This is a genomic window from Metapseudomonas resinovorans (assembly GCF_002003485.1).
In the GTDB taxonomy this organism is placed as follows: Bacteria; Pseudomonadota; Gammaproteobacteria; order Pseudomonadales; family Pseudomonadaceae; genus Metapseudomonas; species Metapseudomonas resinovorans_D.
On the sequence record NZ_BDMA01000001.1, the window covers coordinates 170247 to 195614 of the forward strand.

Here is a 25368-nt window from a genome sequence, read left to right on the forward strand (position 1 = left end):
GAAAACCCCCGGACTGGCCGGGGGTTCTCGTATCGCTTACTCGTCGAGGAAGGAGCGCAGGTGCTCGCTTCGCGACGGGTGACGCAGCTTGCGCAACGCCTTGGCTTCGATCTGACGGATACGCTCACGGGTTACATCGAACTGCTTGCCGACTTCCTCGAGGGTATGGTCGGTATTCATGTCGATGCCGAAGCGCATGCGCAGGACCTTGGCTTCACGGGCGGTGAGGCCGGCCAGGACTTCGCGGGTCGCTTCCTTGAGGCTTTCCACAGTGGCTACATCGATCGGGGACTGCATGGTGCTGTCCTCGATGAAGTCGCCCAGGTGCGAGTCCTCGTCGTCGCCGATCGGGGTCTCCATGGAGATCGGCTCTTTGGCGATCTTCAGTACCTTGCGGATTTTGTCCTCGGGCATCTCCATGCGCTCGCCAAGCTCTTCCGGAGTGGGCTCGCGACCCATTTCCTGGAGCATCTGACGGGAGATGCGGTTGAGCTTGTTGATGGTCTCGATCATGTGCACCGGAATACGGATGGTGCGCGCCTGGTCGGCGATCGAGCGAGTGATCGCCTGACGGATCCACCAGGTGGCGTAGGTCGAGAACTTGTAGCCGCGACGGTATTCGAACTTGTCCACCGCCTTCATCAGGCCGATGTTGCCTTCCTGGATCAGGTCGAGGAACTGCAGACCGCGGTTGGTGTACTTCTTGGCGATGGAGATCACGAGACGCAGGTTGGCCTCAACCATCTCTTTCTTCGCCCGGCGAGCCTTGGCTTCACCGATTGACATGCGACGGTTGACGTCCTTGATCTCGTTGACGGTCAGTTCGACCTCGTTCTGGAGATCCACCAGCTTCTGCTGGTTGCGCTTGATGTCGTCCACCAGCTTGCCGATGGCTTCGGCGTACTTGGCCTTGCCCTTGGCGAGGCTGTCGGCCCAGTCGAGGTCCACTTCGTTGCCCGGGAACAGGCGCAGGAAGTCGGCACGCGGCATACGGGCATCACGCACGCACAGCTGCATGATGGCGCGTTCCTGGCCGCGGACACGGTCCAGGGCGCTGCGAACTTTTTCCACAAGAGCGTCGAACTGCTTCGGCACCAGCTTGATCGGCATGAAGAGCTCGGCCAGGGCCTGCAGTTCTTCAGTAGCCTGCTTGCTGTTGCGACCGTGCTTCTTCAGTGCCTTCTTGGCCTTTTCGAGCTGCTCGGAAACGGCAGTGAAGCGGCGCAGGGCTTCTTCCGGGTCCGGACCGCCATCGCCTTCTTCCTCTTCGTCGCTTTCGCTTTCTTCGTCCTCGTCTTCGTCCTTGTCCTTGGCCGAAGCGGAATCGTCCTTCAGCTCGACGGGCTCGACTTCCTCGGCCGGCACGGTGCCGTCATCCGGGTCGATGTAACCGCTGAGAACGTCGGACAGGCGACCGCCTTCACTGGTGATGCGCTGGTAGTCGGCGAGAATGCCGTCGACGGTGCCAGGGAAGTGGGCGATCGCGCTCATGACTTCGCGGATGCCTTCCTCGATGCGTTTGGCGATTTCGATCTCGCCTTCGCGGGTCAGCAGTTCCACGGTACCCATTTCACGCATATACATGCGCACGGGGTCGGTAGTGCGGCCGATGTCGGTCTCTACTGCGGCCAAGGCGGCAGCGGCCTCTTCGGCAGCGGCTTCATCTGTATCGGCTTCCGCCAGCAACAGGGCATCCGCATCCGGGGCACTCTCGAATACGTTGATCCCCATGTCGTTGATCATGCGGATGATGTCTTCCACCTGTTCCGGATCGGAAATATCCTCCGGCAGGTGGTCGTTGACCTCCGCGTAAGTCAGGTATCCCTGCTCACGGCCACGGGCGATCAATTCTTTAAGGCGAGACTGCTGTTGCGCTTTTCCGGACATAGCACCCTATCCATTTAAGGTCTTGGCGGGCTGAAAACAAGCCGAGGATTATACCTGATCCGGGGCCTTACGCGCCAGTTGGGGTCGGAGTCAGGGGAGAAGTGTTGCGGCTGAGGAGGTCGCGCAGCTGATCTTTTTCCTCTGCGGTGAGTTCGCTTTGCCGCGCTTTTCGCAGCAGCTGTTCCAGGCGGCGTTCCCGCTGGCGAGCCGACAACCTAGTTATAGTGTCGAAAAACTGTTGTTCAAGGTTGTCTTCGGAAATCAGCCATTCCTTTTCCGCCAGGGCCCGTAACAGACGGCCCTGATCGGTGCCATGCCAGCGGGCGATCAGCTGCAGCGAACGAAGCTTCGGATTCTTCTGAACGGCTTCCACGAGCGCCACCATGAGCTGGGCGTACGTGTCGTCTTCGGCGGCGAAATGGCTGGCATCCTCGACTTTCTGGGCTAATGACGGATGGTGCAACAGCGTGCGCAGTGCTGTGAGAGTGGGGGATTCTACCTTCACTTCTGTGCGCGGCGGCTGCCTGAAATCATCGCGGCCCTGCTTGTTCCATTTCTTGCCGTCTTTCTTCCAGTCGTCCTTCTTCCAGCTTTCCTTGCGCCGTTCGTCCTTCTGCCAGTTGCCCTGCTGGACGGCTGGCTGTTCGAAGTAGTGCGAATGGTCCGGCTGGTGCTGCTGGTCGTCGTAGCCGGAGAAAGATGCGTAGTAGGCGTCGTCCGGGTGGTCGTGGCTCTCGCTTCTCGCCGGCGTCGCGCTGCGGGCGAACTGGCCGAGTGCGTCGCCATTGAGACCGGTGATTTCGGCCAGGCGCTGACGCATCAGAACCTTCAGGTTTGCGCCAGGAATTCGCTCGATCAGCGGCGCCGCCAGTGTAGCCAGGTGAGCCTTGCCTTCCAGTGAGGTGGGATCGGCTTCCTGGGTCAGTTGCTGGAAGAAATAGTCCGCGAGCGGTTGCGCATGCTGGGTGATCCGCGCCCGGAATGCGTCGGTGCCTTCCTTGCGGACCAGGCTGTCCGGGTCTTCGCCCTCGGGCAGGAAGAGGAAGCGCGCGCGGCGTCCGTCCTCCAGTCCGGAGAGGGCTGCTTCCAGGGCGCGCCAGGCGGCTTTGCGTCCTGCCTGGTCGCCGTCGAAACAGAAGAGGATGTTCGGCACCAGGCGGAACAAACGGCGGATGTGCTCTTCGCTAGTGGCCGTGCCCAGTGTGGCGACGGCGTTGCGCAGACCCTGCTGGGCGAGTGCGATGACGTCCATGTATCCCTCGACGACCATGATTTCGTCGAGGTTGCGGTTGTGCTTGCGTGCTTCGAACAGCCCGTAGAGTTCCTGGCCCTTGTGGAAGACCGGGGTTTCCGGCGAGTTCAGGTACTTGGGCTTGTCGTCGCCAAGCACCCGGCCACCGAAGGCGATGATGCGTCCACGGCTGTCACGGATCGGGAACATCACCCGGTCGCGGAAGCGGTCATAGCGCTTGCCGGAGTCGGCGTTCTCGATCAGCAGGCCTGCATCGATCATGTGCTTCTGCTGCAGGCTGTCGCCGCCCATGTGCTTGAGCAGGTTGTCCCAGCCGGGCGGAGCGAAGCCGAGGGCGAAGTCGCGGGCGATTTCGCCGGTCAGGCCGCGACCTTTCAGGTATTCGACCGCAGCCTTGCGGGTCGGATGCTGCTTCAGCGCGTGGCGGTAGTAATCCGAAGCATCAGTGAGCAGGGCATAGAGCGGTGAATCGCTCGGCTGGCGTGGTCCGCTGCTGCGACCGCCTTCTTCTCTGGGGACTTCCAGGCCTGCGCGCTTGGCCAGTTCCTCGACCGCCTGGGGGAAGTCCAGGTGATCGTGATCCATGACGAAACCGAGGGCATTGCCGCCAGCGCCGCAGCCGAAGCAGTAATAGAACTGTTTGTCCGGGCTGACGCTGAAGGAGGGCGTCTTTTCGTTATGGAAAGGGCAGCGAGCGGTGTAGTTCTTGCCGGCCTTCTTCAGCTGCACGCGGGCGCCGACCACTTCGACTATGTCGGTGCGGTTCAGCAGGTCGTCGATGAAGCCTTGTGGGATCAGGCCAGCCATAGGGTGCTCGGGGCGCAGGAAGGTTCAAAGCATACTCGCGGCCGGTCGGCGGCGACAGAAGCGAGGTTTAGGCTGGAAAGCAAAAAACTCCGCGATTCGCCGGGGCGAAGCGGAGTTTTCTGTGTGCCCAGCATGCACTCGCCCGGTCGGAGCCGGGCGATGCGTGAGCGTGCGGCGTAGCCTGCTAACTCAGTACAGGCGCTCGCGGCGACGCTGCTCGCGCTGCACTTTCTTGGCGTGACGCTTGACCGCGGCGGCGGCTTTGCGCTTGCGCTCAGAAGTGGGCTTCTCGTAGAACTCACGGCTGCGAACTTCGGCCAGTACGCCGGCTTTCTCGCAGGAGCGCTTGAAACGACGCAGGGCTACGTCGAAGGGTTCGTTCTCTTTAACTTTGACGGCTGGCATCCAGGTCGTACCTTCATCAATTACCGAATGGTCGACGCATTCCGGCAAAAGCTGGCTCGGTGGCGCGTCGGATTTCAAGGGCTGCGGATATTAACGCCTCAGGGCACGGAATGCAAAGCCTTCAGTCGAAAACCGCTGGTCGGCGCAGGGGGCGGCGATTATGATTCGCGCCTTCTTCTTTTACCAGGCCAGAAAGGCGCGTACCCATGCTAGTGCTGGGGTTGGAAACCTCTTGCGACGAAACCGGCGTCGCCCTTTATGACAGTGAACGCGGCCTGCTGGCCGATGCGCTGTTCAGTCAGATCGACCTGCATCGGGTCTACGGCGGTGTCGTGCCCGAGCTGGCGTCCCGCGACCATGTGAAGCGCCTGCTGCCGCTGCTGCGCGAAGTCCTGGAAGAGGCCGGTCGCAAGCCCGAGGATATCGACGGCATCGCCTACACCGCGGGTCCCGGCCTGGTGGGCGCACTGCTGGTGGGGGCGTCCTGTGCCCAGGCCCTGGCGTTCGCCTGGGGTGTGCCGGCGCTCGGTGTGCACCATATGGAAGGCCACCTGCTGGCGCCCATGCTGGAAGAAACGCCGCCGGAGTTCCCGTTCATCGCCTTGCTGGTTTCGGGTGGTCACACCCAGCTGGTACGGGTGGACGGCATCGGCCGCTACCAGTTGCTCGGCGAGTCGGTGGACGACGCCGCGGGTGAAGCCTTCGACAAGACCGCCAAGCTGATCGGCCTCGGTTATCCGGGCGGTCCGGAGATCGCGCGGCTGGCCCAGAGCGGCACCCCCGGTCGCTTCGTGTTCCCGCGGCCGATGACCGATCGTCCCGGCCTGGACTTTTCCTTCAGCGGCCTCAAGACCTTCGCCCTCAATACCTGGCAGCGCTGCCGCGATGCTGGGGACGACGGCGAGCAAACCCGTTGCGACATCGCTCTGGCCTTTGAACAGGCGGTGGTGGAGACTCTCACCATCAAGTGCCGCCGTGCGCTCAAGCAGACCGGTCTCAAGCGCCTGGTGATCGCTGGCGGTGTCAGCGCCAACCAGTCGTTGCGCCAGGCGTTGGGCAAGATGCTTGGTGAACTGAAGGGTGATGTGTTCTATGCACGCCCGCGTTTCTGCACCGATAACGGCGCGATGATCGCTTATGCCGGCTGCCAGCGTTTGCTGGCGGGCCAGCAGGATGGTCCGGCGATCGGTGTACAGGCGCGTTGGCCGATGGAGCAACTGCCCCCAGTCTGATTACTGGGTGAGCCGATTTCACGCAGACATTCAGAAATGCCGTTCGCGTCCTGCAAAAAGGTCGCGTAGATTGCCGCGATGACGCCAGACGATAAGTCCGGTCAGCACTGTCATCGGTAGCAGCGCGCCGGGTTGTTGCCAGGCCAGCAGCGGCAGGGTGAGCGGCGTGGCGATCAAGGCCGCCAGCGAACTGGTGCGAGTCAGGTAGAAGGTCAGCACCCAGGCGCAAATGGCCAGCAGTGCTGCAGGTGGATACAGGCCGAGCAGCATGCCGGCGGCGGTGGCGACACCCTTGCCACCGCGAAATCGGAAGTAAATGGGATAAAGGTGCCCGAGCACCGCGGCGAGACCGATCCAGGCCTGCTGCTGGATGTCGAAACCACAGAGATGGGCGACCAGCACCGGCAACAAGCCTTTGAGCAGGTCGCCAAGCAGGGTCAGGATCGCAAGTTTCTTTCCCGCCACCCGCAACATATTGGTGGCGCCAGGGTTGCCGGAGCCCTGGGCACGTGGGTCGCCCGTGCCGAAGAGTCGGCTGAGCAGAATGGCGAAGGACAACGATCCGAGCAGGTAGGCGAGAGTCGCCAGCAGCCAAAACATGGTATCCATTCCGGGGCGAGGAAGTCCCGATTCTAGCGGGGCAGCACTGACGTGGACACGGTTTTCATCGAGGGTCTGGAAGTGGACACCGTAATCGGTGCCTATGACTGGGAGCGCAGCATTCGCCAGTGCCTGCGGCTGGACCTGCAGCTGGCCTGGGACAACCGACCGGCCGCCGCTGGCGACGACCTCGAGAAAGCACTCGACTATGCCGCCGTTTCCCAGCGCATCCAGGCGTTCGCCGCCGAGGCGCAGTTCCTCCTGGTGGAAACCTTCGCTGAGCGCCTGGTGGCCGTGCTGATGGCCGAGTTCAATATTCCCTGGGTCCGCCTGAAACTGCACAAACCCGGTGCCGTACCGGCAGCCAGCAGCGTTGGCGTGGAGATCGAGCGCGGATGTCGCTGACTCCTATCTACCTTGGCCTCGGCAGCAATATCGAGCGCGAGCGGAATCTTACCGCCGGGCTTGAGGCGCTGGACGAATTCCTCCAGGACATTCGCTGCTCTCCGGTGTTCGAAAGCTTTCCCGTGGGTATCAAGAGCGGGAATTTCTTCAATTTCGTGGTGGCCGCTCTCACCGACCTGTCCTTGCACGAACTGGATCGCCGCCTGAAGGAGATCGAGGCTGACAACGGTCGCTATGCGCCGGGCCGCAAAGGCCTGCCGCTGGACATCGACGTGCTGCTGTATGGCGATCGTGTGGGGAACTTCGACGGTCTTATCCTGCCGCGCCCGGAAGTGCTGAAGAATGCTTTCGTGCTCTGGCCCCTGTCGCTGCTGGCGCCTGAGCTTCAGCATCCCGGCGTACATCGGGGCTTCGCTGAGCTCTGGGAGAGTGCCGCTATCGAGCAGGCACTCTGGCCGGCGTCCTTCTCCTGGCGCGGCGTCGAGCTGACGCCGCCCGGGCTGATTCAGGCCTTCCCGCCGCCTTCCTTGTAAGCCTTGAGTGCCTTGAGGCGCTCGGCCTTGAGCGCTTCGCCCAATTCGGCCCCCTTCAATCCCTTTTCCAGCAGCGGTTGCACGGCGACTCCGCGGGCAGCCTGGGCTGCGCCCAGCAGATAGGCAGCCTGTGGATAGTCGCGATGCTCCAGGCCGGTGCGGCCGCGGGCGTCCATCTCGCTGGCGGCGACGAACTCTTCGAAGCGCTGCGGCCGGCGGTAGACGTCGAAGCTTTGCAGGAGCTCCAGCAGGGTGGAGGCACGCAGTTCCAGGGCTCGATGGGCGTGCGTGTGATACTCGCCGACCAGCAGTGCAAGTTCCTGACAGTCGCGGGGCGCCTTGCAGCGCTCATTGATGGCCTTGATCAGCTTCAGTCCGCGCTTTTCGTGGGCGATGTGCTGGGGCCATTCTTCTTCCGGGGTCAGGCCCTTGCCCAGGTCGTGCAGCAGGCTGGCCCAGCGTACGGTCAGCGGCTGGTCGTGCTCGGCGCACTGGCGCAGGACGGCCAGTACGTGCACGCCAGTGTCCACTTCCGGGTGATGCTTCGCCGGCTGCGGCACGCCGAACAAATCGTCCACTTCAGGTAACCAGGCTGCCAAGGCGCCGCATTCGTGCAGCACCTGGATGAACACGTCCGGGCGTGGCTCCATCAGGGCGCGAGAGATTTCTTTCCAGCTGCGCTCCGGCGTCAGGGCATCCAGTTCGCCTGATTCGGCGATCTGCCGCATCAGCTCAAGGGTTTCTTGCGCGACGGTGAAGCCCAGGGGCGCATAGCGTGCGGCGAATCGCGCGACGCGCAGGACGCGCAGGGGGTCTTCGGCGAAAGCGGGGGAGACGTGGCGCAGTACGCGGGCTTCGAGGTCTTTCTGGCCGTCATAGGGGTCGATGAGCTTGCCGTGGTCATCCTCGGCCATGGCGTTGACGGTGAGGTCCCGGCGGATCAGGTCCTGTTCCAGGGTCACGTCCGGGCTGGCGTAGAAGGTGAAGCCGCCGTAGCCGCGTCCACTCTTGCGCTCGGTGCGCGCCAGGGCATATTCCTCGCCGGTCTGCGGATGCAGGAACACCGGGAAGTCCGCACCCACTGGGCGGTAACCCTTTTCCAGCATCTCTTCGGCCGTGGCGCCCACCACGACCCAGTCGTTTTCGGTGATAGGGCGATTCAACAGGCGGTCGCGAACCGCGCCACCGACTTTGTATATCTGCATGTGTTGCCTCCGTGGCTGCGGAGGATAACAGCCTAGCGGGCTGCAGGAATCTGCCCGACCAGGGCCCTTGCTGCGTTTTCGAGCAGTTCGGTGCTGTCCCAGGAAGGGCTGAGACCGGTGCTGGCCAGACCTTCCCAAAGTACCTTGCCCGTGGGGTCGGTCAGGCGTAGGCGCAAGGTTCCAGTTTCGTCACGCAGTCGGTGGATGGCCTGGTAGGGGCCAAGGGGGCTGGGTGGTGCCTGATCGACCTTGAATTCGAGCGGCTGGTTGTTCACGGCCAGCCAGTAGTACACCTGCAGCTGTGCATTGCCTTCGGCGCGATAGCCGCGAGCTTCCAGTTCCTGCTGGATCAGAGGGGCGAGCTGGGCGTAGCGCTCCCGATACGGCAGCTCACCGTTCACCGCCTGTTCCGGCGGTACCAGGGCGAAGCTGCTGCGCCCGGCCAGTTCGGCACTGGCCGGTTGCAGGATGCGGATTTGCGGGATGGACGTGGAGCAGGTGGCCAGGGCCAGACACAGCAGCAAGACGAGGAACAGGCGCATCTGAGGGCGGCTCCCATAGGGGTGAACCGCATGCTCGGCGTGGGCCGGGCACACGGTCAACCGATCAAATGGGTGGAATGATCAGGTCCAGGCGCGGGTATTCCCCGTCCTCAGTGCGCTCCCCCTTTGGGGGGACGTGATGACTCCCTGTGATCTGTTCGCCGTAACGGGTTTCCAGGTGGATATCGAAGCCCCAAAGCCGGTGCAGGTGCTTGAGGACCTCATCGGTGGACTCACCCAGGGGTTTGCGGTCGTGTTGCTGGTGGCGCAGGGTGAGCGAGCGATCCCCACGACGATCCACGCTCCAGATCTGCACGTTGGGTTCGCGGTTGCCGAGGTTGTACTGGGCGGCCAGGGTTTCGCGGATCAGCCTGTAGCCCTGCTCGTCATGGATGGCCGGAACGTACAGCTCATCCTTCTGGTCGTCGTCGAGGATGCTGAACAGCTTGAAGTCGCGGATCACCTTGGGTGACAGGAACTGCAGGATGAAGCTTTCATCCTTGAAGCTGTTCATGGCGAACTTGAGCGTCGACAGCCAGTCGCTGCCAGCGATGTCGGGGAACCAGTGGCGGTCTTCCTCTGTGGGTTCCTCGCAGATGCGGCGGATGTCGCGGTACATCGCGAAACCCAGGGCATAGGGGTTGATGCCGCTGTAGTAGGGGCTGTCGAAGGGCGGCTGGTAGACCACGCTGGTGTGGGACTGCAGGAACTCCATCATGAAGCCTTCGGTGACCAGCCCTTCGTCGTACAGGTCGTTGAGAAGCGTGTAGTGCCAAAAGGTGGCCCAGCCTTCGTTCATCACCTGGGTCTGGCGTTGTGGATAGAAGTACTGGGCGACCTTGCGCACGATACGCACCACTTCCCGCTGCCAGGGTTCCAGCAGGGGGGCGTGTTTCTCGATGAAATAGAGGATGTTTTCCTGCGGCTCGACGGGGAAGCGCTGGTTGTCCTTCTCGCCGCCCTTGCCGGCGCCCTTGGGAATGGTGCGCCAGAGGTCGTTGATCTGCTTCTGCAGGTGTTCTTCACGTTCCTTCTGCCGGCGCCGTTCTTCTTCGGCGGAGATGGGGTAGGGGCGCTTGTAGCGGTCCACGCCGTAGTTCATCAGGGCGTGGCAGGAGTCGAGCAGGTCTTCCACCGCATCGATGCCGTGGCGCTCTTCGCACAGATTGATGTACTGCTTGGCGAACACCAGGTAGTCGATGATCGAGCTGGCATCGGTCCAGGTGCGGAACAGGTAGTTGCCCTTGAAGAAGCTGTTGTGGCCGTAGCAGGCGTGGGCGATAACCAGGGCCTGCATGGTGATGGTGTTTTCCTCCATCAGATAGGCGATGCAGGGGTCGGAGTTGATCACGATCTCGTAGGCCAGGCCCATCTGGCCCCGCGAGTAACCCTTTTCGGTGGCGAGGAAGTGCTTGCCGTAGGACCAGTGGTGATAGCCGATGGGCATGCCGACTGACGCATAGGCGTCCATCATCTGCTCGGCGCTGATCACTTCGATCTGGTTAGGGTAGGTGTCCAGCGCATAGCGCTCGGCGATCCTGCTGATCTCGCGGTCGTAGGCACGGATCAGGTCGAAGGTCCATTCCGACCCTGTGGAAATGGGCTTGCGTTCCTTCTTGCTGGCAGTCATTTCACGCCTCCCCTCAGGTCACGAGCCTGCGATGGAACAGCTCGCGGAACACCGGGTAGATATCCGCCGCCGAGACGATCTGTTGCTGGGCGAAGGTATCGCCGAACGCTTCGCAGACCTGCTCGTACTCGTACCACAGCGCCTGGTGCTCGCGCGGAGTGATCTCGACGTAGGTGTAGTACTGCACGAACGGCATGATCTGCTTGATCAGGATATCCCGGCAGATGGGTGAATCGTCATTCCAGTTGTCGCCGTCCGAAGCCTGGGCGGCATAGATGTTCCACTCGTTGATGGGGTAACGCTCGGCCATGATCTCCTGCATCAGCTTGAGTGCGCTGGAGACGATGGTGCCGCCGGTTTCCCGGGAATAGAAGAACTCTTCCTCGTCCACCTCGCGGGCGCTGGTGTGGTGGCGGATGAACACGACCTCGATCTTGTCGTAGTTCCGCTTGAGGAAGAGGTAAAGGAGGATGAAGAAGCGCTTGGCGATGTCCTTGGTGGCCTGGGTCATGGAGCCCGAGACGTCCATCAGGCAGAACATCACCGCCTTGGACGATGGGTTGGGCTGCTTGACCAGCAGGTTGTACTTGAGGTCGAAGGTGTCGAGGAAGGGAACTCGCTCGATCCTGGCCCGAAGCCTGGCGATTTCTGCTTCAAGTTCCTGGATATCGCCGAAGTTATCCGGTTCCTCGCGCTTCAGGCGTTCCAGCTCCGCTTTCGCCACCTTCAGCTTGCCGCGACTGCTGCCGGAGAGCGCGATGCGGCGGGCGTGGGCCGAGCGCAGCGTGCGGACGATATTGATACGCGACGGATTGCCTTCGTTGCTGATGCCGGCGCGTACGGTCTTGAAGGTGTCGGAACCGGTGAGGTGGCGCTTTACCAGGTTGGGTAGCTCGAGGTCCTCGAACATGAAGTCGAGGAATTCCTCCTGAGTGATCTGGAAGACGAAGTCGTCCATTCCCTCGCCCTGGTTGCTGGCCTTGCCGCCCCCGCGCCCACCGCCGCCGCCCTGGGGTCGGGGGATGCGGTCACCGGTGGTGAATTCCTTGTTGCCGGGGTGGACGATGGTCTGGCGGCCACCGCGACCGTGGTGCAAAACGGGTTCGTCGATGTCACGACCGGGAATGCTGATCTGTTCGCCATGCTCCATGTCGGTGATGGAACGGCGGCTGACGGCCTCCTCCACGGCCTTCTTGATGTGCTCGCGGTAGCGCCTCAGGAACCGTTGCCGGTTCACGGTGCTCTTGTTCTTGCCGTTCAATCGCCTGTCGATGACGTAGCTCATAGACCCCTCCGGGGAGCTTCAGGCTGCAAAGCGCGGAGGACGCCGTACGATACGGCGCCTCCGGCTGGCGTGTTCCTGACTTGCAGCTTGAGACTGTTTTACTGCGACTTGCGTACCCGCAGGTACCATTCGGACAGCAGGCGTACCTGTTTCTCCGTATAGCCGCGCTCGACCATGCGTTTGACGAAGTCGTTGTGCTTCTGCTGCTCCTCCTTGCTCCCCTTGGCATTGAAGCTGATGACCGGCAGGAGATCCTCGGTGTTGGAGAACATTTTCTTCTCGATGACCACGCGCAGCTTCTCGTAGCTGAGCCAGCTGGGGTTCTTGCCGTTGTTGTTGGCCCGGGCGCGCAGCACGAAGTTGACGATCTCGTTGCGGAAATCCTTCGGGTTGCTGATGCCGGCCGGCTTCTCGATTTTTTCCAGTTCTTCGTTCAGGGCTACGCGATTGAGGATTTCGCCGGTTTCCGGGTCGCGGTATTCCTGATCCTGGATCCAGAAGTCCGCGTACAGCACATAGCGGTCGAAGATGTTCTGGCCGTATTCGCTGTAGGACTCCAGGTAGGCGGTCTGGATTTCCTTGCCGATGAACTCGATGTAGCGCGGGGCCAGGTACTCCTTGATGTAGCGCAGGTAGCGCTCGCGCATCTCGGCCGGGAACTGCTCCTGTTCGATCTGCTGTTCCAGCACATAGAGCAGGTGCACGGGGTTGGCTGCTATTTCGTGCGGGTCGAAGTTGAACACCTTGGAGAGGATCTTGAAGGCGAAGCGGGTCGACAGCCCATTCATGCCTTCGTCCACGCCCGCGGTATCGCGATACTCCTGGATCGACTTCGCTTTCGGATCTGTGTCCTTAAGGTTCTCACCATCGTAGACACGCATTTTCGAATAGATGTTGGAGTTCTCCGGCTCCTTCAGGCGTGACAGCACGGAGAACTGCGCCAGCATGCGCAGGGTGTCCGGCGCGCAGTGGGCGTGGGCCAGGGAGCTGCCGATGAGCAGTTTGTCGTAGATCTTGATCTCGTCGGCGACCCGCAGGCAGTAGGGCACCTTGACGATGTAGATCCGGTCGATGAAGGCCTCGTTGTTCTTGTTGTTGCGGAAGCTGTGCCATTCCGATTCGTTGGAGTGGGCCAGGATAATGCCGCTGAACGGCAAGCCACCCAGCCCCTCGGTGCTGTTGTAGTTGCCTTCCTGTGTGGCGGTCAGTAACGGGTGCAGCACCTTGATCGGCGCCTTGAACATCTCGACGAATTCCATCAGGCCCTGGTTGGCCCGGCACAGCGCGCCCGAGAAGCTGTAGGCGTCGGCGTCGTTCTGCGGGTATTCCTCGAGCTTGCGGATATCCACCTTGCCCACCAGGGCGGAAATGTCCTGGTTGTTCTCGTCGCCGGGCTCGGTCTTGGCAATGGCGATCTGGTTGAGGATCGAGGGGTAGAGCTTGACCACGCGGAACTTGCTGATGTCGCCGCCGAACTCGTTCAGGCGCTTGGTCGCCCAGGGCGAGATTACCGAGCGCAGGTAACGCCGCGGGATGCCGTATTCCTCTTCGAGAATGGCACCGTCCTCATCGGCATTGAACAGACCCAGGGGCGATTCGAAGACTGGAGATCCCTTGATGGCATAAAAAGGAACGCGCTCCATGAGCTGCTTCAGCTTCTCTGCCAGGGAGGACTTGCCGCCACCTACCGGGCCGAGGAGATAAAGGATCTGCTTCTTCTCTTCCAGGCCTTGGGCAGCATGGCGGAAGTAGGAAACGATCTGGTCGATGCACTCTTCCATGCCATGGAAGTCGGCAAAGGCCGGATAACGACGGATCACCTTGTTGGAGAAGATCCGTGACAGCCTCGGATCGAGCGAGGTGTCGAGCAGTTCCGGGTCACCGATGGCCATGAGCATACGTTCGGCGGCGGTGGCGTAGGCACTGCGTTCCTGTTTGCACAGGTCGAGGTATTCCTGAAGGGAATATTCCTCCTGGCGAGTCGCTTCGAAGCGTTGTTGGAAGTGGCTGAAAATGCTCATGACGTCACCTCGCTGGAATCAGGAAGCCGGCGCGGGGTCGGTTGTGCGGGTGCGGGCAGTCAGCCGAAGAAGGTCGGCCGATTGAATTCCCCCAGAACACCTGAATGGTCGCTGCCGATGGCCCGGAACCGGTGTACCGGCTCTCCCCTTATTTGGATGGCCTGAGCTAAGAGTAGTTCGTTATCGGCAAGGTCAAGCATTACGGAACGATAACAGGGGATTACCGTCCGTCGGAGAAGTGACGCCAAGCCAGTGATGGCGCGGGGTTGCGCCTCACCGAAAATTTTTTATTCGAGGTTGCCCTGGGCGACTTCCCCGGGATAGACACTCCGCCACAGTTCGAAGCCGCCATCGAGGCTGTAGACCTCGGAGAAGCCCTGGTGGGCGAGATAGGCGGCCGCGCCCTGACTGGAGTTGCCGTGATAGCAGGTGACGATCAGCGGCTTGTCGAAGTCGGCCTGGGCGATGAAGTCGGGCAGGGAGTAGTTGTCCAGGTGGTGGGAACCACAGATATGACCCAGGGCGAAGCTCTGCGGATCGCGGATATCCACCACCACGGCGCCTTGTTCGCGCAGGGTCTGCGCCTGTTCGGGCGGGATGCGTTGGAATTCACTCATGGCGGTTCTCCTCGCAGCTGCAACTGATGTGCTCGCCACTGTCGATGTTCAAAAGAGTCATGCTGCCGCCCCAGACGCAGCCAGTGTCGAGGGCGTACAGGCCGGGTTCGTTGCAATTGCCTTCCAGGGCCGCCCAATGGCCGAAGATGATCTTCTGCCCGCGGGTCTTGCGCTCGGGGAAGCTGAACCAGGGGGCGTATCCCGGAGGCGCCGTATCCAGCCCCTCCTTCGACTTGAGGTCCAGGGTGCCATCGGCACGGCAGAAGCGCATGCGCGTGAAGTAGTTGGTGATCACCCGCAGGCGCGTGACGCCTTGCAGATCGCCATCCCATTTGGCCGGCTCGTTGCCGTACATGCCGTCGAGGAACAGAGGCAGGCGCGCATCGTCCCGCAACGCTTCTTCCACTTCGGCGGCGCGTTTCAGCGCCTTCTTGAGCGACCACTGGGGTGGAATGCCGGCGTGAACGAGGGCGATTTCCCGTTGCTCGTCGTAGTGCAGCAGTTTCTGCTGGCGCAGCCAGTCCAGCAGTTCGGCACAGTCCGGTGCGTCGAGGATCTCGCGCAAGGTATCGGCCTTGCGCAGTCGTTCGATGTTGTTGGCCACAGCCAGCAGGTGCAGGTCGTGGTTACCAAGCACGCACACTACCGAATCGCGGATCGAATAGAGGAAGCGCAGGGTTTCCAGGGACTTCGGGCCACGATTGACCAGATCACCCACCAGCCACAGCTCATCTTTTGCCGGATCGAATCGTACTTGGTCCAGCAGGCACTTCAGCTGATCCAGGCAACCCTGGAGATCGCCAACCGCATAGGTCGTCATGCCGGTGCTCTCAGTGCAGAGAGCCAGGGACGGCGAGGCTGAAGGGCGCGATGATGGCGTCAAAGCGTTTGCCGTCGTCGGCGACCATCTGATAGCTGCCCTGCATGCTACCGACCCGCGTGGCCATGACGGTACCGCTGGTATAGGTGTGGCTGGCGCCTGGGGCAATCAGGGGCTGCTGGCCAATTACGCCGGCACCGCGGACTTCCTGCACATGGCCGTCGCCATCGGTGATCACCCAATGACGGGTGAGCAGCTTGGCCGGCAGCTCGCCATTGTTGTGGATGGTCACGGTGTAGGCGAAGGCAAAGCGATTCTCGTCCGGCTGCGATTGTTCCGGGAGGAAGCGGGTGACGACGTTGACGTCGACCTTGTATCGGGGATCGGACACGCGAAGGCTCTCGAGTAGCTGGATATGGAGTCTAGGGTTTGGGATCCGCCGCAGCCAGTTGATCAGCCAGGCGGACAAAGGCAGCGAGGTCCAGTTGCTCTGGACGCAGACCGCCGTCGACACCCGCTGCTTCGATGGCGGCAGCGTCAAGCAGGCCCTTGAGGGTATTGCGCAGGGTCTTGCGCCGCTGATTGAAGGCTTCGCGCACTACACGCTCCAGCATGGCGACATCCTTGGCCGGATGCGGCAGGACTTCGTGCGGAACCAGCCTCACGATGGCCGAATCCACCTTGGGCGGCGGGTTGAATGCGCCCGGTCCGACATTGAACAGGTGCTCCACGCGGCAGTGGTACTGGACCATGATCGAAAGCCGGCCCCAGTCGCCGCCGCCGGGCTCGGCGGCCAGACGCTCCACCACTTCCTTCTGCAGCATGAAGTGCATGTCGCGGATCAGGTCCGCGTGGGCAAGCAGGTGGAAGATCAGCGGCGTGGAAATGTTGTACGGCAGGTTGCCCACCACGCGCAGGCTATGCGGTTCGGCATCGAGCCGGCGGAAGTCGAACTTCAGCGCATCACCCTGGTTGAGGCGGAAGTTGGGCAGTTGGCCGAACTTGTGTTGCAGGATGGGAATCAGGTCCAGGTCCAGCTCGATCACATCGAGCTGGGCACCGCTGCCGAGCAAGCCTTCGGTAAGGGCGCCCTGGCCCGGGCCGATTTCCAGCAGGCGCTCGCCTTCGCGGGCGTGGATGCTGCGCAGGATGCGGTAGATGACGCCGGCGTCGTGCAGGAAGTTCTGGCCGAAGCGCTTGCGCGCGCGGTGTTGGTAGTGTTCGGACATCGAAGGCTCCAGGCCTTGGGGCCAGGCATGAGGGCCTGGCGTGGAAACTGAATCGCGCAGTTTATCAGGCGCCGGCCCGCGCCGCCTAAGGCTGGACCATCAAAGCAGCGCGGGAGGGTTCAATGGCTGCGTTGCTGCGCGGCGGCCATCTGGTAGGCGGTCTCCAGAGCGACCTCGAGGCTGCCGCAGTCGATGCGCCCGGTGCCAGCCAGGTCAAGGGCAGTACCGTGGTCCACCGAAGTGCGGATGATCGGGAGGCCCAGGGTGACGTTCACCGCTGCGCCGAAACCCTTGTACTTGAGTACTGGCAGGCCCTGGTCGTGGTACATGGCGAGCACGGCGTCGCAGTGTTCGAGGTGCTTCGGCGTGAACAGGGTGTCAGCCGGTAGCGGGCCGATCAGGTTCAATCCTTCGGCACGCAGGCCTTCGAGGGTTGGCTCGATGACCTCCAGCTCCTCTCGGCCCAGGTGGCCCCCTTCACCGGCGTGGGGATTCAGGCCGCAAACCAGGATGCGTGGCTGGGCGATGCCGAACTTGTTCACCAGGTCCGCATGCAGGATGCGGCTGACCCGCTGCAACCGGTCCGGGGTAATCGCCGCTGCGACGTCCTTGAGTGGCAGGTGAGTGGTTACCAGCGCGACACGCAGGCCGCGAGTAGCCAGCATCATCACCACCTGGCGCGTCGCGGTGAGTTCCGCGAGGAACTCGGTATGTCCGGAGAACGCGATGCCGGCCTCGTTGATCACGCCTTTGTGCACCGGAGCGGTGATCATCCCGGCAAAGAGGCCGTCGAGGCAGCCTTGGCCCGCGCGGGTGAGGGTGTCCAGTACATAGTCGGCGTTTGCCGGTGCCAGTTGTCCCGGATTGACTGCAGCTCGCAGGGGCGTGTCCCAGACGTAGAGGCTGCCGGCAGGGGCGGGCGCGTCTGGAAGTCGGGCGGGATCGACCGCGATCAGCTGGATGGAGAGGCCCAATTCACCGGCGCGCTTCTCGAGTAAATCGCGGCTGGCGATGGCGATGAGTGCATGGGGTTGGGCGGAGCGGGAAAGCAGCAGGCAGAGGTCGGGGCCGATGCCGGCGGGTTCACCTGGGGTGAGGGCGAAACGAAGGGATGTCATGGCGAGTCCTGTGCAGGGGGCCGATACGCTGGCGGCGATTGTACCGCCAGCGCACGACTGAGACTCGCTCGGGATTTACAGCTTGGTTTCGACGTACGCTTCGTCGCGGATCTGGCGCAGCCAGGCTTGCAGCTCTTCGTCGTACTTGCGATTGCGCAGGATGTTCATGGCCTGCTGTTCGCGGAACTTCTCGCTGCTGTCGGTGGCACGGCGGCCCATTACTTCCAGTACGTGCCAGCCATAGGCACTCTTGAACGGCTTGGACAGCTCGCCGGCCGGCGTCTTGCCCATGACTTCGCGGAATTCCGGCACCAGGGCGTTGGGGTCGATCCAGTTCAGGTCGCCGCCGTTGAGGGCCGAACCGGGGTCTTCGGAGAAGCTTTTCGCCAATTCAGCGAAGTCTTCGCCGGACTGGATGCGCTCGTAAAGACGCTCGGCAAGGCGCTTGGTGTCTGCTTCGCTGCGAATTTCGCTGGGCTTGAGCAGGATGTGGCGGACGTGTACTTCGTCGCGAACCAGGGTGTCGCCGCCACGCTTGTCCAGCAGCTTCAGGATGATGAAGCCGCCTGGAGTGCGAACCGGATCGGTAACCTGGCCGGGTTGCAGAGCGCTGATCATGGCGTCGAAGGGCGGGGGCAGTTGAGCAGCCTTGCGCCAGCCGATCTCGCCGCCTTCCAGGGCGGTTTCGCCGGCGGAGCGGGAGATGGCCAACTGAGCGAAGTCGGCACCTTGTTGCAGCTGCTGATGCAGCTCCTGGGCCTGGCGCTCGGCAGCCTGGATGGTGCTGGGCGAGGAACCTTCCGGTACCGGGATCAGGATATTGGCCAGGCGGAACTCTTCGGACAGCTGAATCTTGCCCATGTCGGAGGCCAGGAAGTTCTGCACTTCCTGGTCGGTGACCTGGATACGTTCGGCCACGCGACGCTGGCGTACACGGCTGATGACCATCTCGCGACGAACCTGGTCGCGCGCGTCGTCATACGACAACCCGTCACGGGCGAGCGCGCCGCGGAACTGGTCGACCGTCATGCCGTTGCGCTGGGCGATGGCTTCCATGGCCTGATTCAGCTCTTCGTCGGCGATACGGATGCCGGAGCGGTCGCCGATCTGCAGCTGGATGTTCTCGATGATCAGGCGTTCCAGCACCTGTTGGCTGAGCACATGCTCAGGCGGCAGCGAGGCGCCGCGCTTGGCAATAGTCTGCTGCACTTCACGCAGGCGCTGGTCGAGCTGGCTCTGCATGATCACATCGTTATCGACAATGGCGACCACGCGGTCGATGGAGCGAACATCGGCGTGCACGAGGCCGCCGAGTAGCATGGCGCCCAACAGCAGCGGGCGCAGACAATCAGAGAGCTTGGTCTTCACGTTCACGGTAACCTTGAATGCCTTTTTCCAGGAAGCTTTCGGTCTGGTTGCCAACGACGCCACCGAGACCCTTCAGGACGATTTGCAGGAAGATCCCGTGATCGCCACTTTCGTTGGTCGAATCCGGGGTCTGGTCGAATTCGTCGTAGTCGACCCAGTAGCGGTTGATCAAGCGCAGCTTCCAGCAGCAACTGTCGTACTCGAAGCCACCAAAGGCTTCCAGGGTACGGTTTTGGCTGTAGTCATATTGCCAGCGAGCCAGAGCACTCCATTGCGGGACGATCGGCCAGATGACGGAGAAGTCGTGCTGGCTGATCTTGTAGTAGTCCTTGATGAAGTTGGGGTTGGGCTGGCCATTCGCCAACGTGGGCGTGCCGTAGTCCGGGCTAAATGACCATTGGCCAGTCGTCTGGTCGTACCGGATGGTGTCGTTGCGGTAGCGATAGCCGGCATTGATCACCTTGTTCGGGTTGTCTTCAGGCTGGTAGTGGAACATCGCGCTGCCAGAGCGGGTGCGATGGGAATCCGGGTCCCAGTTGAAGTCCGAGGTGAGGCGCCAGTCGCGGTTGAAACGGTACAGGTATTCCAGCGCGTAAGGTGAAACCGAGGCCTGAGCGTCGGCGCGCGTGTCGGCGTCGATACCCGGCAGTTGTACCTTCCGATCCTGGAAGTAGAAGGCCTGGCCGATGCTGAAGCGCTGGCGCTCGAAGCCATTGGACTCGATCCAGCGGTTGGTCACGCCCAGAGAGACCTGGTTGGCGTCGCCGATGCGATCACGGCCGGAGAAGCGGTTGTCACGGAACAGCGAGGCGTAGTTGAAGGTGTACTCGCCAGTATCGAAGACCGGAATATCGTCCTGGTCTTCTTCCGGCACGTAGAGGTAGAACAGGCGCGGTTCCAGGGTCTGGGTGTAGTTCTTGCCGAAGAACTGGGTCTTGCGGTCGAAGTAAAGGCCGCTATCGACACTGTAGATAGGCAGTTGGCGGTCTGGATTGCTGTCGAAGTCCTGGTTGACCAGCGCAAGATCGCTCTTGCCGGTGCCGTCGAGGCTCAGATCATATTGGGTATAGGCGTACTTGACCTGCGGCTTGAGGAAGCCCCAAGTCCAGTTCATCGGCAGGCTGACGCTGGGTTCAAGGTGGGTACGGTCACCATTGGCCCGCGCCAGACCGAAGGTGTTTTCGTCGAGCCATGGCGATGGGTTGCCATCGATGTCGAAGAAATTGCCCTTACGCAAATCCCGGTCGAAACGTACAAACTCAGTGCTGTAGCCGAAGTTCAGCCCGCCGGGCTGGAAGGGCAGCGCGCCGTCCAGGGTGACCTGCGGCAGGCGATCATACGGAGTGGCATCGGAAATCGTCGCCAGCTCGTAAGCGTGGGCATTCAGCTTCGCGGTGTAGGAATCACCACGATAGGTCAGGGTGCCGCGCTGGTTGACGAAAGTGGGGGTGTCCACACCAAGGTCGGTATCCAGGTCGTCGAAGTAGTACGGATCGCTGATGTCGGTGTAGTCGACCTCCGCCAGCAGACGGGAATCCAGTCCGCCGATGTGTTTCCAGTTGTACAGCCAGCGCTTCTCCTCGAACTCGGACATGAGCTCGCGCTCATCTTCCTTGTCGTTGAGATACGCGGCGCCCAGCTGGCCTTCGCTGCTGTGGGTCAGGTAGCGGAACTCGCCTTCCATCAGCAGGCCGCGCTTGGACATGTAACGCGGATACAGGGTGGCGTCGTAGTTCGGCGCCAGGTTGAAGTAGTACGGCGTGACCAGCAGGAAGCCGGTGTCGGTGCTGCTGCCGATGGTCGGCGGCAGGAAGCCGGACTGGCGACGGTCGTCGATCGGGAAATAAATGTACGGGGTATAGAACACCGGAATGTCCTTGACCCGCAGAGTGACGTTGGTCGCGGTGCCGAAGCCGGTGGCCGGGTTCAGCTTGATGTTGTTGCCCTTCAGGTGCCAGGCGTTGTCACCCGGTTCGCAACGGGTGTAGGTGCCGTCCTTCAGGCGGATGATGGCGTCTTCCTGGCGCTTGGCGTACAGCGCGCTGCCACGGGTGTGCGACTGGTGCAGGACGTATTCGGCGTTGTCGACCTTGGCTTCGCCGTTGTCCAGTTGCAGTTCGGCGCGATCGCCGACAACCAGGGCGCCCTTGTCGCGCAGCTTGACGTTACCGATCAGCTCGCCACGGTTTTCCGCCTGGTGCAGGTTGGCCTCGTTGGCTTCCACCTGCATGCTGCCTTGGCGCAGGACCACATCCCCGGCGAGGGTGGCGATCTGTTTCTCCTGCTCGTAGCGCGAGGCCTTGGCGGAGATGTAGGTTGGCGCATCCGCCATCGGCGTGCTGTCGTCCATGCCAGGACGCGGCGGCTCGATGTAGGCACCGGCGCAGTAAGGACCGGCTTCGGCCAGTTGCGCGGGCGTGAGTTTGTCTTGCGGCACCCAGTCGAGGTGACTGTAGTCGGCGCTGCGGGATGCCAGGCCCTTGCCTTCGGCCTCGGTCACCAGGGTGGTATCGCTGCCTTCGGCTTCACCTTCCTGGGTGGCCTGGGAAGCGGCGCCAATGGTCGAGCTCACGGCACTGCCGCTGTGCACGGGGCGCGGTGGCAGGCTCTCTGTGCTGGCTTTGGGAGCGCATGCCCACCCGCCAGTTGTGGAAGCCTGGCAGTCGAATTGTTCTGCGGCGACGACGTATGAGGTGGCTACTGGCTGCAGGGCCAGCAGGCTGCCGGTCACCAGCAGGGGGAACTTTCTACGAAACGCGGGGGATCTTACTGCCATCTTGTTAGTCCGGGCTTCCTGCGCGCCTTCGACCCGCTAGGGCCGCACGCCTCTCGATGGGCTGAAAAAGATGCTGGATAATAAAGCATGACCCGCACAACGGCTAGCGCCGCCGGAGACCACCCGATGCACCATGAAGACCTGCGACTTCAGCAGCTGAGCCAGTGGCTTGATCAGCAGTTGCCCACCCTGTTCACTGCCGAAGGCTGGGGCCCCGTGCCGGCCGCCGAGCTGGTTCCGGCCAGCAGTGACGCCAGCTTCCGTCGTTACTTCCGCTGGCAGGCCGAAGGCCGCACCCTGATCCTGATGGATGCTCCGCCGCCCCGTGAGGATTGCCGTCCCTTCGTCAAAGTGGCCGGAATGCTCGCCGAGGCCGGCGTGCACGTGCCGCGTATTCTCGCCGCTGATGTGGAGCAAGGCTTCCTGATCCTCGACGATCTGGGACGCCAGACCTACCTCGAAGTCATCGATGCGGAGAACGCCGACCCGTTGTTCGACGATGCCCTGAAGGCACTGCTGACCCTCCAGAAGCGCAGCCTCGATGTGCCCATGCCCAGCTATGACGACGCATTGCTGCGCCGTGAGCTGCAGCTTTTCCCCGAGTGGTACCTGCAACAACATCTGGGCATCGAGCTGGAAGGTGAGCGCCTGGCTGCCTGGCAACGTATTTCCAACTTGCTGATCGGAAGCGCCCTGGCACAGCCGCAGGTGCTGGTGCACCGGGACTACATGCCGCGCAACCTGATGCTCAGCACCCCCAACCCCGGCGTGCTGGATTTCCAGGACGCCGTCTACGGTCCGGTGACCTACGACGTGACCTGCCTGTTCAAGGACGCCTTCCTCAGTTGGCCGGAAGAGCGCGTCGCCGGCTGGCTGGAGCGTTACTGGAACCTGGCCCGCGAAGCCGGCATCCCGGTTCAGCCCGACTTCGCCGAGTTCCGCCGCGCCAGCGACCTGATGGGCGTGCAGCGCCACCTCAAGGTCATCGGCATTTTCGCGCGCATCTGCCATCGCGACGGCAAGCCCAAGTACCTGGGCGATGTGCCGCGCTTCTTTGCCTATATAAAGGAAGTGATCGAACGCCGTCCCGAACTGGCGGAGCTGGGTGAACTGTTGGCCAGCCTTCCGCGGGACGAGGCCGTCCAGCCATGAAGGCAATGATCCTCGCGGCGGGCAAGGGTGAGCGCATGCGCCCCCTGACCCTGCATACCCCAAAACCGCTGGTTCGTGCCGCCGGCACCCCGCTGATCGAGTTTCACCTCCAGGCCCTGGCGAAGGCCGGCTTTAACGAGTTGGTGATCAACCATGCCTGGCTCGGCCAGCAGATCGAAGATCACCTGGGCGATGGTGCGCGCTTCGGCTTGTCCATCCGTTACTCGGCAGAAGGCGAACCGCTGGAAACCGGTGGCGGCATTTTTCAAGCCTTGCCGTTGCTGGGTGATGAGCCGTTCCTCATCGTGAATGGCGATGTCTGGACCGATTTCGAGTTCAGCCACCTGCGCCGATCGCTGGACGGCTTGGCGCACCTGGTGCTGGTAGACAACCCAGCGCACCATCCCCACGGCGACTTTGTCCTGGAGGATGGCCTGGTGCGTGATGCCGTGGCAGGCGAGCCGAGTCTCACCTACAGCGGTATCGCCGTGCTCCATCCGCGTCTGTTCGAAGGGTGTCAGGCCGGGGCCTTCAAACTGGCTCCGTTGCTGCGTCAGGCGATGGCCGCCGGCCAGGTGACTGGCGAGCGATTCGCCGGGCGTTGGGTCGACGTGGGCACCCACGAGCGCCTGGCGGAAGTCGAACTTCTCCTGATGACGGAGGCCTGAGTTGGTCTGGCCCGCTACCCTGATTGGCGCTGCCGCCGGATTCGCCCTGGCGAACATCCCGGGAGCCATGCTCGGCGGTTTGCTGGGGCATGTACTCGACCGGCGTCTGCACCTTGATTCCTGGGGTGCGTTGCGTGCGCGCTTGCGCGGCGATCCCGCCATCGATCAGCAGGACCTGTTGTTCATCCTGCTGGGACGCCTGGCCAAGAGCGATGGTCGGGTACAGGAGGCACACATCCAGCAGGCGCGATCGGAAATGAAGCGCATTGGGCTGGACGAAGCGGGCACCCGTCGGGCCATTGCGGCCTTCAACCGGGGCAAGTCGGGCGGCGACAACCTGCACCTTGCATTGCACAAGCTGCAGGACGAGCGGGTCACGGTGGAACGCCTGCTGCGCAGCTGCTGGCAGATGGCTGCGGCGGATGGCCGGATCGGCAAGCGTGAGCGCGAACTCGTCCTGCAATGGGGCGGCTGGATGGGGCTTGCGGCTTCCCGGGTCGAGGCGCTTGGTGCGGGCTATGACACCCCGCAGGGCCTGCCGTCCAAACGCTCAAACAGCTACAGGGACGCCCTGATCTTGCTGGGCGTGACGGCCGACTGCGAACCCGCGGTGATCAAGCGAGCCTACCGCCGCCTGCTCAGCCAGAACCACCCGGACAAGCTGGCCGGTTCAGGTGCCAGCCCTGCGGTGGTACGTGCCGCGACCGACCGCACCCGCGAATTGCAAAGCGCCTACAACCTGATCCGCGAGCGTCACGGATTCCGCTGAGCCTTCAGCCGTCCGTGGGCGCTTTGCCGGTACCCGCTTCCAGATGCAGGCTCAGCCAGCCACGAATGCGTCGGATGAGCTGCTCCTGCTCGGTAGCGCGGTCGCCTGGCAGGCCCTTCATGGCGATCTGGATGTAGGCCGGGTGCTTCTGGCGTTTGCTCGCGTGACTGCGGCGCAGAGCGGCGTCGCGGTCGGCCGGCTGGTCCTTGTAGTAGAAATCGCCCGTGGCCAGTTTCAACTCGGGTAGTGAATCCTCCAGTGCCGGTTCATAGCCAATGGGCAACTCCGCCGCCACCAACAGAAGATTGAGTACGTCCTTCGGCTCGTTGGCGGCAAGGAACTGTGTCGCCCAATAGGCACCGGTGCCATGGCCCAGCAGCACGATGGCCTTGGGCTTCTGCTGGCGGGCGAAGGTGAGTGCGGCTTCGATCCGGGCGAACACCCGGTCCGTCTGAGTCTTCTGGATGGCGTCGCGGGACAGCGGTGGCGGCGCCGGGTCGGTGTTGGGTTCGGCGCTGCCGGCCTGCTCGGTGTTGGCCGGGCCTTCTTCCTGGGCTTTCTCGGGGCTTACCGCCGGTTCCGCCTTGGTCGGTTCCTCGGTTTTCAGCGGGCGTGGTGGCAGCGGATCGTCGCTGGGGTCGGGCAGTGTCAGGGCGAGGGTGCTCCAGCCGGAATTCGGCAGGCCGCGTCGCAATGGGCCGATCGCCTCCGGCCAGTCGGCCGTTTCACCGTCGCCGGGCAGCAGGATCACCAGCCCGTCGGGATCGCTGACATTGGCCGGCTGCCAGAGCGCGAGGAAAGTCTCTTCGCCAGCCTTGAGCTGCTGTTGATCCCGGCTCGGGATCTGGCGCTCCAGGCTGATGGAGTCCTCCTGGCTACGTTCCTCCAGCGGCGCGCGCTCCACTGCCGGTGCAGGTTCCTTGGGCGCTGCCGCGGAGTCCTCTTCCCCCAGCACGGCAGGTGAGGCAGGCAGTAGCGCTAGGCAAAGGGCTGCAAGGGGCAGGCGAAGGGCGCGAGGCATCTGGACATTCCTGGTCGAGCTGGGAA

23 protein-coding genes are annotated in these 25368 nt (G+C 62.6%); 6 read left to right on the top strand and 17 right to left on the bottom strand.

The window, feature by feature from the left end:
• Nucleotides 1-36: 36 nt before the first annotated feature.
• The 3 genes from rpoD to rpsU all read right to left on the bottom strand — a co-directional run bounded on the left by rpoD (nucleotide 37) and on the right by rpsU (nucleotide 4351).
• Nucleotides 37-1887: an RNA polymerase sigma factor RpoD gene (rpoD, locus tag MnOB_RS00740; RefSeq protein WP_077520795.1), complete on the bottom strand. Its 1851-nt coding sequence runs from the start codon at nucleotides 1885-1887 to the stop codon at nucleotides 37-39.
• A 67-nt stretch (nucleotides 1888-1954) separates the two neighbouring features.
• Complete coding sequence (gene dnaG / locus MnOB_RS00745; protein ID WP_077520798.1) at nucleotides 1955-3946, bottom strand: DNA primase; 1992 nt, start codon at nucleotides 3944-3946, stop codon at nucleotides 1955-1957.
• A gap of 189 nt (nucleotides 3947-4135) precedes the next feature.
• Nucleotides 4136-4351, bottom strand: a complete 216-nt coding sequence (rpsU, locus tag MnOB_RS00750) for a 30S ribosomal protein S21 (protein ID WP_010795989.1) — start codon at nucleotides 4349-4351, stop codon at nucleotides 4136-4138.
• 206 nt (nucleotides 4352-4557) lie between these two features.
• Between rpsU and tsaD the strand changes: the two genes are divergently transcribed.
• Nucleotides 4558-5583 (top strand): tRNA (adenosine(37)-N6)-threonylcarbamoyltransferase complex transferase subunit TsaD, encoded by a 1026-nt coding sequence (gene tsaD, locus MnOB_RS00755; RefSeq protein ID WP_077520801.1) that lies wholly within the window; start codon nucleotides 4558-4560, stop codon nucleotides 5581-5583.
• Between the two features lie 30 nt (nucleotides 5584-5613).
• Here the strand turns inward: tsaD and plsY are convergent, their stop codons facing one another.
• On the bottom strand, nucleotides 5614-6183 hold the full coding sequence (gene plsY / locus MnOB_RS00760) for a glycerol-3-phosphate 1-O-acyltransferase PlsY (protein ID WP_077520804.1): 570 nt from the start codon (nucleotides 6181-6183) through the stop codon (nucleotides 5614-5616).
• 51 nt (nucleotides 6184-6234) lie between these two features.
• On the opposite strand from plsY, the gene folB reads away from it, so the two are divergent.
• Nucleotides 6235-6588, top strand: a complete 354-nt coding sequence (gene folB / locus MnOB_RS00765; protein ID WP_077520807.1) for a dihydroneopterin aldolase — start codon at nucleotides 6235-6237, stop codon at nucleotides 6586-6588.
• Nucleotides 6579-7121, top strand: coding sequence for a 2-amino-4-hydroxy-6-hydroxymethyldihydropteridine diphosphokinase (gene folK, locus MnOB_RS00770; RefSeq protein WP_077520810.1), 543 nt, complete (start codon nucleotides 6579-6581; stop codon nucleotides 7119-7121). The genes folB and folK overlap by 10 nt, the downstream gene beginning before the upstream one ends.
• Here the strand turns inward: folK and MnOB_RS00775 are convergent.
• The 12 genes from MnOB_RS00775 to MnOB_RS00830 form a co-directional block, all read right to left on the bottom strand.
• Nucleotides 7094-8326, bottom strand: a complete 1233-nt coding sequence (locus MnOB_RS00775) for a multifunctional CCA addition/repair protein (protein ID WP_077520813.1) — start codon at nucleotides 8324-8326, stop codon at nucleotides 7094-7096. The genes folK and MnOB_RS00775 overlap by 28 nt on opposite strands.
• Nucleotides 8327-8358: 32 nt before the next feature.
• The gene (locus tag MnOB_RS00780; protein WP_077520815.1) at nucleotides 8359-8868 is read right to left on the bottom strand and encodes a DUF4136 domain-containing protein; all 510 of its coding nucleotides are present in this window, start codon (nucleotides 8866-8868) and stop codon (nucleotides 8359-8361) included.
• Between the two features lie 64 nt (nucleotides 8869-8932).
• Nucleotides 8933-10498: a SpoVR family protein gene (locus MnOB_RS00785; RefSeq protein WP_077520818.1), complete on the bottom strand. Its 1566-nt coding sequence runs from the start codon at nucleotides 10496-10498 to the stop codon at nucleotides 8933-8935.
• Nucleotides 10499-10511: 13 nt separating this feature from the next.
• The gene (locus MnOB_RS00790; RefSeq protein WP_077520821.1) at nucleotides 10512-11783 is read right to left on the bottom strand and encodes a YeaH/YhbH family protein; all 1272 of its coding nucleotides are present in this window, start codon (nucleotides 11781-11783) and stop codon (nucleotides 10512-10514) included.
• A gap of 98 nt (nucleotides 11784-11881) precedes the next feature.
• Nucleotides 11882-13804, bottom strand: a complete 1923-nt coding sequence (locus tag MnOB_RS00795; RefSeq protein ID WP_077520824.1) for a PrkA family serine protein kinase — start codon at nucleotides 13802-13804, stop codon at nucleotides 11882-11884.
• 287 nt (nucleotides 13805-14091) lie between these two features.
• Entirely contained in the window at nucleotides 14092-14421 is a 330-nt protein-coding gene (gene glpE / locus MnOB_RS00800) for a thiosulfate sulfurtransferase GlpE (protein ID WP_077520826.1), read from the bottom strand.
• A complete protein-coding gene (locus MnOB_RS00805; protein WP_077520829.1) occupies nucleotides 14414-15241 on the bottom strand; it encodes a symmetrical bis(5'-nucleosyl)-tetraphosphatase in 828 nt (275 codons plus the stop codon). The genes glpE and MnOB_RS00805 overlap by 8 nt, the downstream gene beginning before the upstream one ends.
• A 10-nt stretch (nucleotides 15242-15251) precedes the next feature.
• Nucleotides 15252-15632 (bottom strand): Co2+/Mg2+ efflux protein ApaG, encoded by a 381-nt coding sequence (gene apaG / locus MnOB_RS00810; RefSeq protein WP_077520832.1) that lies wholly within the window; start codon nucleotides 15630-15632, stop codon nucleotides 15252-15254.
• A 31-nt stretch (nucleotides 15633-15663) separates the two neighbouring features.
• The gene (gene rsmA, locus MnOB_RS00815) at nucleotides 15664-16470 is read right to left on the bottom strand and encodes a 16S rRNA (adenine(1518)-N(6)/adenine(1519)-N(6))-dimethyltransferase RsmA (protein ID WP_077520835.1); all 807 of its coding nucleotides are present in this window, start codon (nucleotides 16468-16470) and stop codon (nucleotides 15664-15666) included.
• Between the two features lie 119 nt (nucleotides 16471-16589).
• Nucleotides 16590-17588, bottom strand: a complete 999-nt coding sequence (pdxA, locus tag MnOB_RS00820) for a 4-hydroxythreonine-4-phosphate dehydrogenase PdxA (RefSeq protein WP_077520838.1) — start codon at nucleotides 17586-17588, stop codon at nucleotides 16590-16592.
• Nucleotides 17589-17663: 75 nt separating this feature from the next.
• Nucleotides 17664-18956 carry a peptidylprolyl isomerase gene (locus MnOB_RS00825; protein WP_107504015.1) on the bottom strand — a complete coding sequence of 431 codons (1293 nt, stop codon included), beginning with the start codon at nucleotides 18954-18956 and terminating at the stop codon, nucleotides 17664-17666.
• Complete coding sequence (locus MnOB_RS00830; protein ID WP_077520844.1) at nucleotides 18937-21732, bottom strand: LPS-assembly protein LptD; 2796 nt, start codon at nucleotides 21730-21732, stop codon at nucleotides 18937-18939. The genes MnOB_RS00825 and MnOB_RS00830 overlap by 20 nt, the downstream gene beginning before the upstream one ends.
• A gap of 126 nt (nucleotides 21733-21858) precedes the next feature.
• On the opposite strand from MnOB_RS00830, the gene MnOB_RS00835 reads away from it, so the two are divergent.
• Genes MnOB_RS00835 through MnOB_RS00845 form a run of 3 tightly spaced genes read left to right on the top strand, consistent with a single transcriptional unit; the run spans nucleotide 21859 to nucleotide 24321 of the window.
• Complete coding sequence (locus tag MnOB_RS00835; protein WP_077520846.1) at nucleotides 21859-22884, top strand: aminoglycoside phosphotransferase family protein; 1026 nt, start codon at nucleotides 21859-21861, stop codon at nucleotides 22882-22884.
• Nucleotides 22881-23552, top strand: coding sequence for an N-acetylmuramate alpha-1-phosphate uridylyltransferase MurU (gene murU, locus MnOB_RS00840; RefSeq protein WP_077520849.1), 672 nt, complete (start codon nucleotides 22881-22883; stop codon nucleotides 23550-23552). The genes MnOB_RS00835 and murU overlap by 4 nt, the downstream gene beginning before the upstream one ends.
• A 1-nt stretch (nucleotide 23553) precedes the next feature.
• Nucleotides 23554-24321 carry a TerB family tellurite resistance protein gene (locus MnOB_RS00845; protein WP_077520852.1) on the top strand — a complete coding sequence of 256 codons (768 nt, stop codon included), beginning with the start codon at nucleotides 23554-23556 and terminating at the stop codon, nucleotides 24319-24321.
• A gap of 4 nt (nucleotides 24322-24325) precedes the next feature.
• Here the strand turns inward: MnOB_RS00845 and MnOB_RS00850 are convergent, their stop codons facing one another.
• The gene (locus MnOB_RS00850; protein WP_077520855.1) at nucleotides 24326-25342 is read right to left on the bottom strand and encodes an alpha/beta hydrolase family protein; all 1017 of its coding nucleotides are present in this window, start codon (nucleotides 25340-25342) and stop codon (nucleotides 24326-24328) included.
• Between the last annotated feature and the right edge of the window lie 26 nt (nucleotides 25343-25368).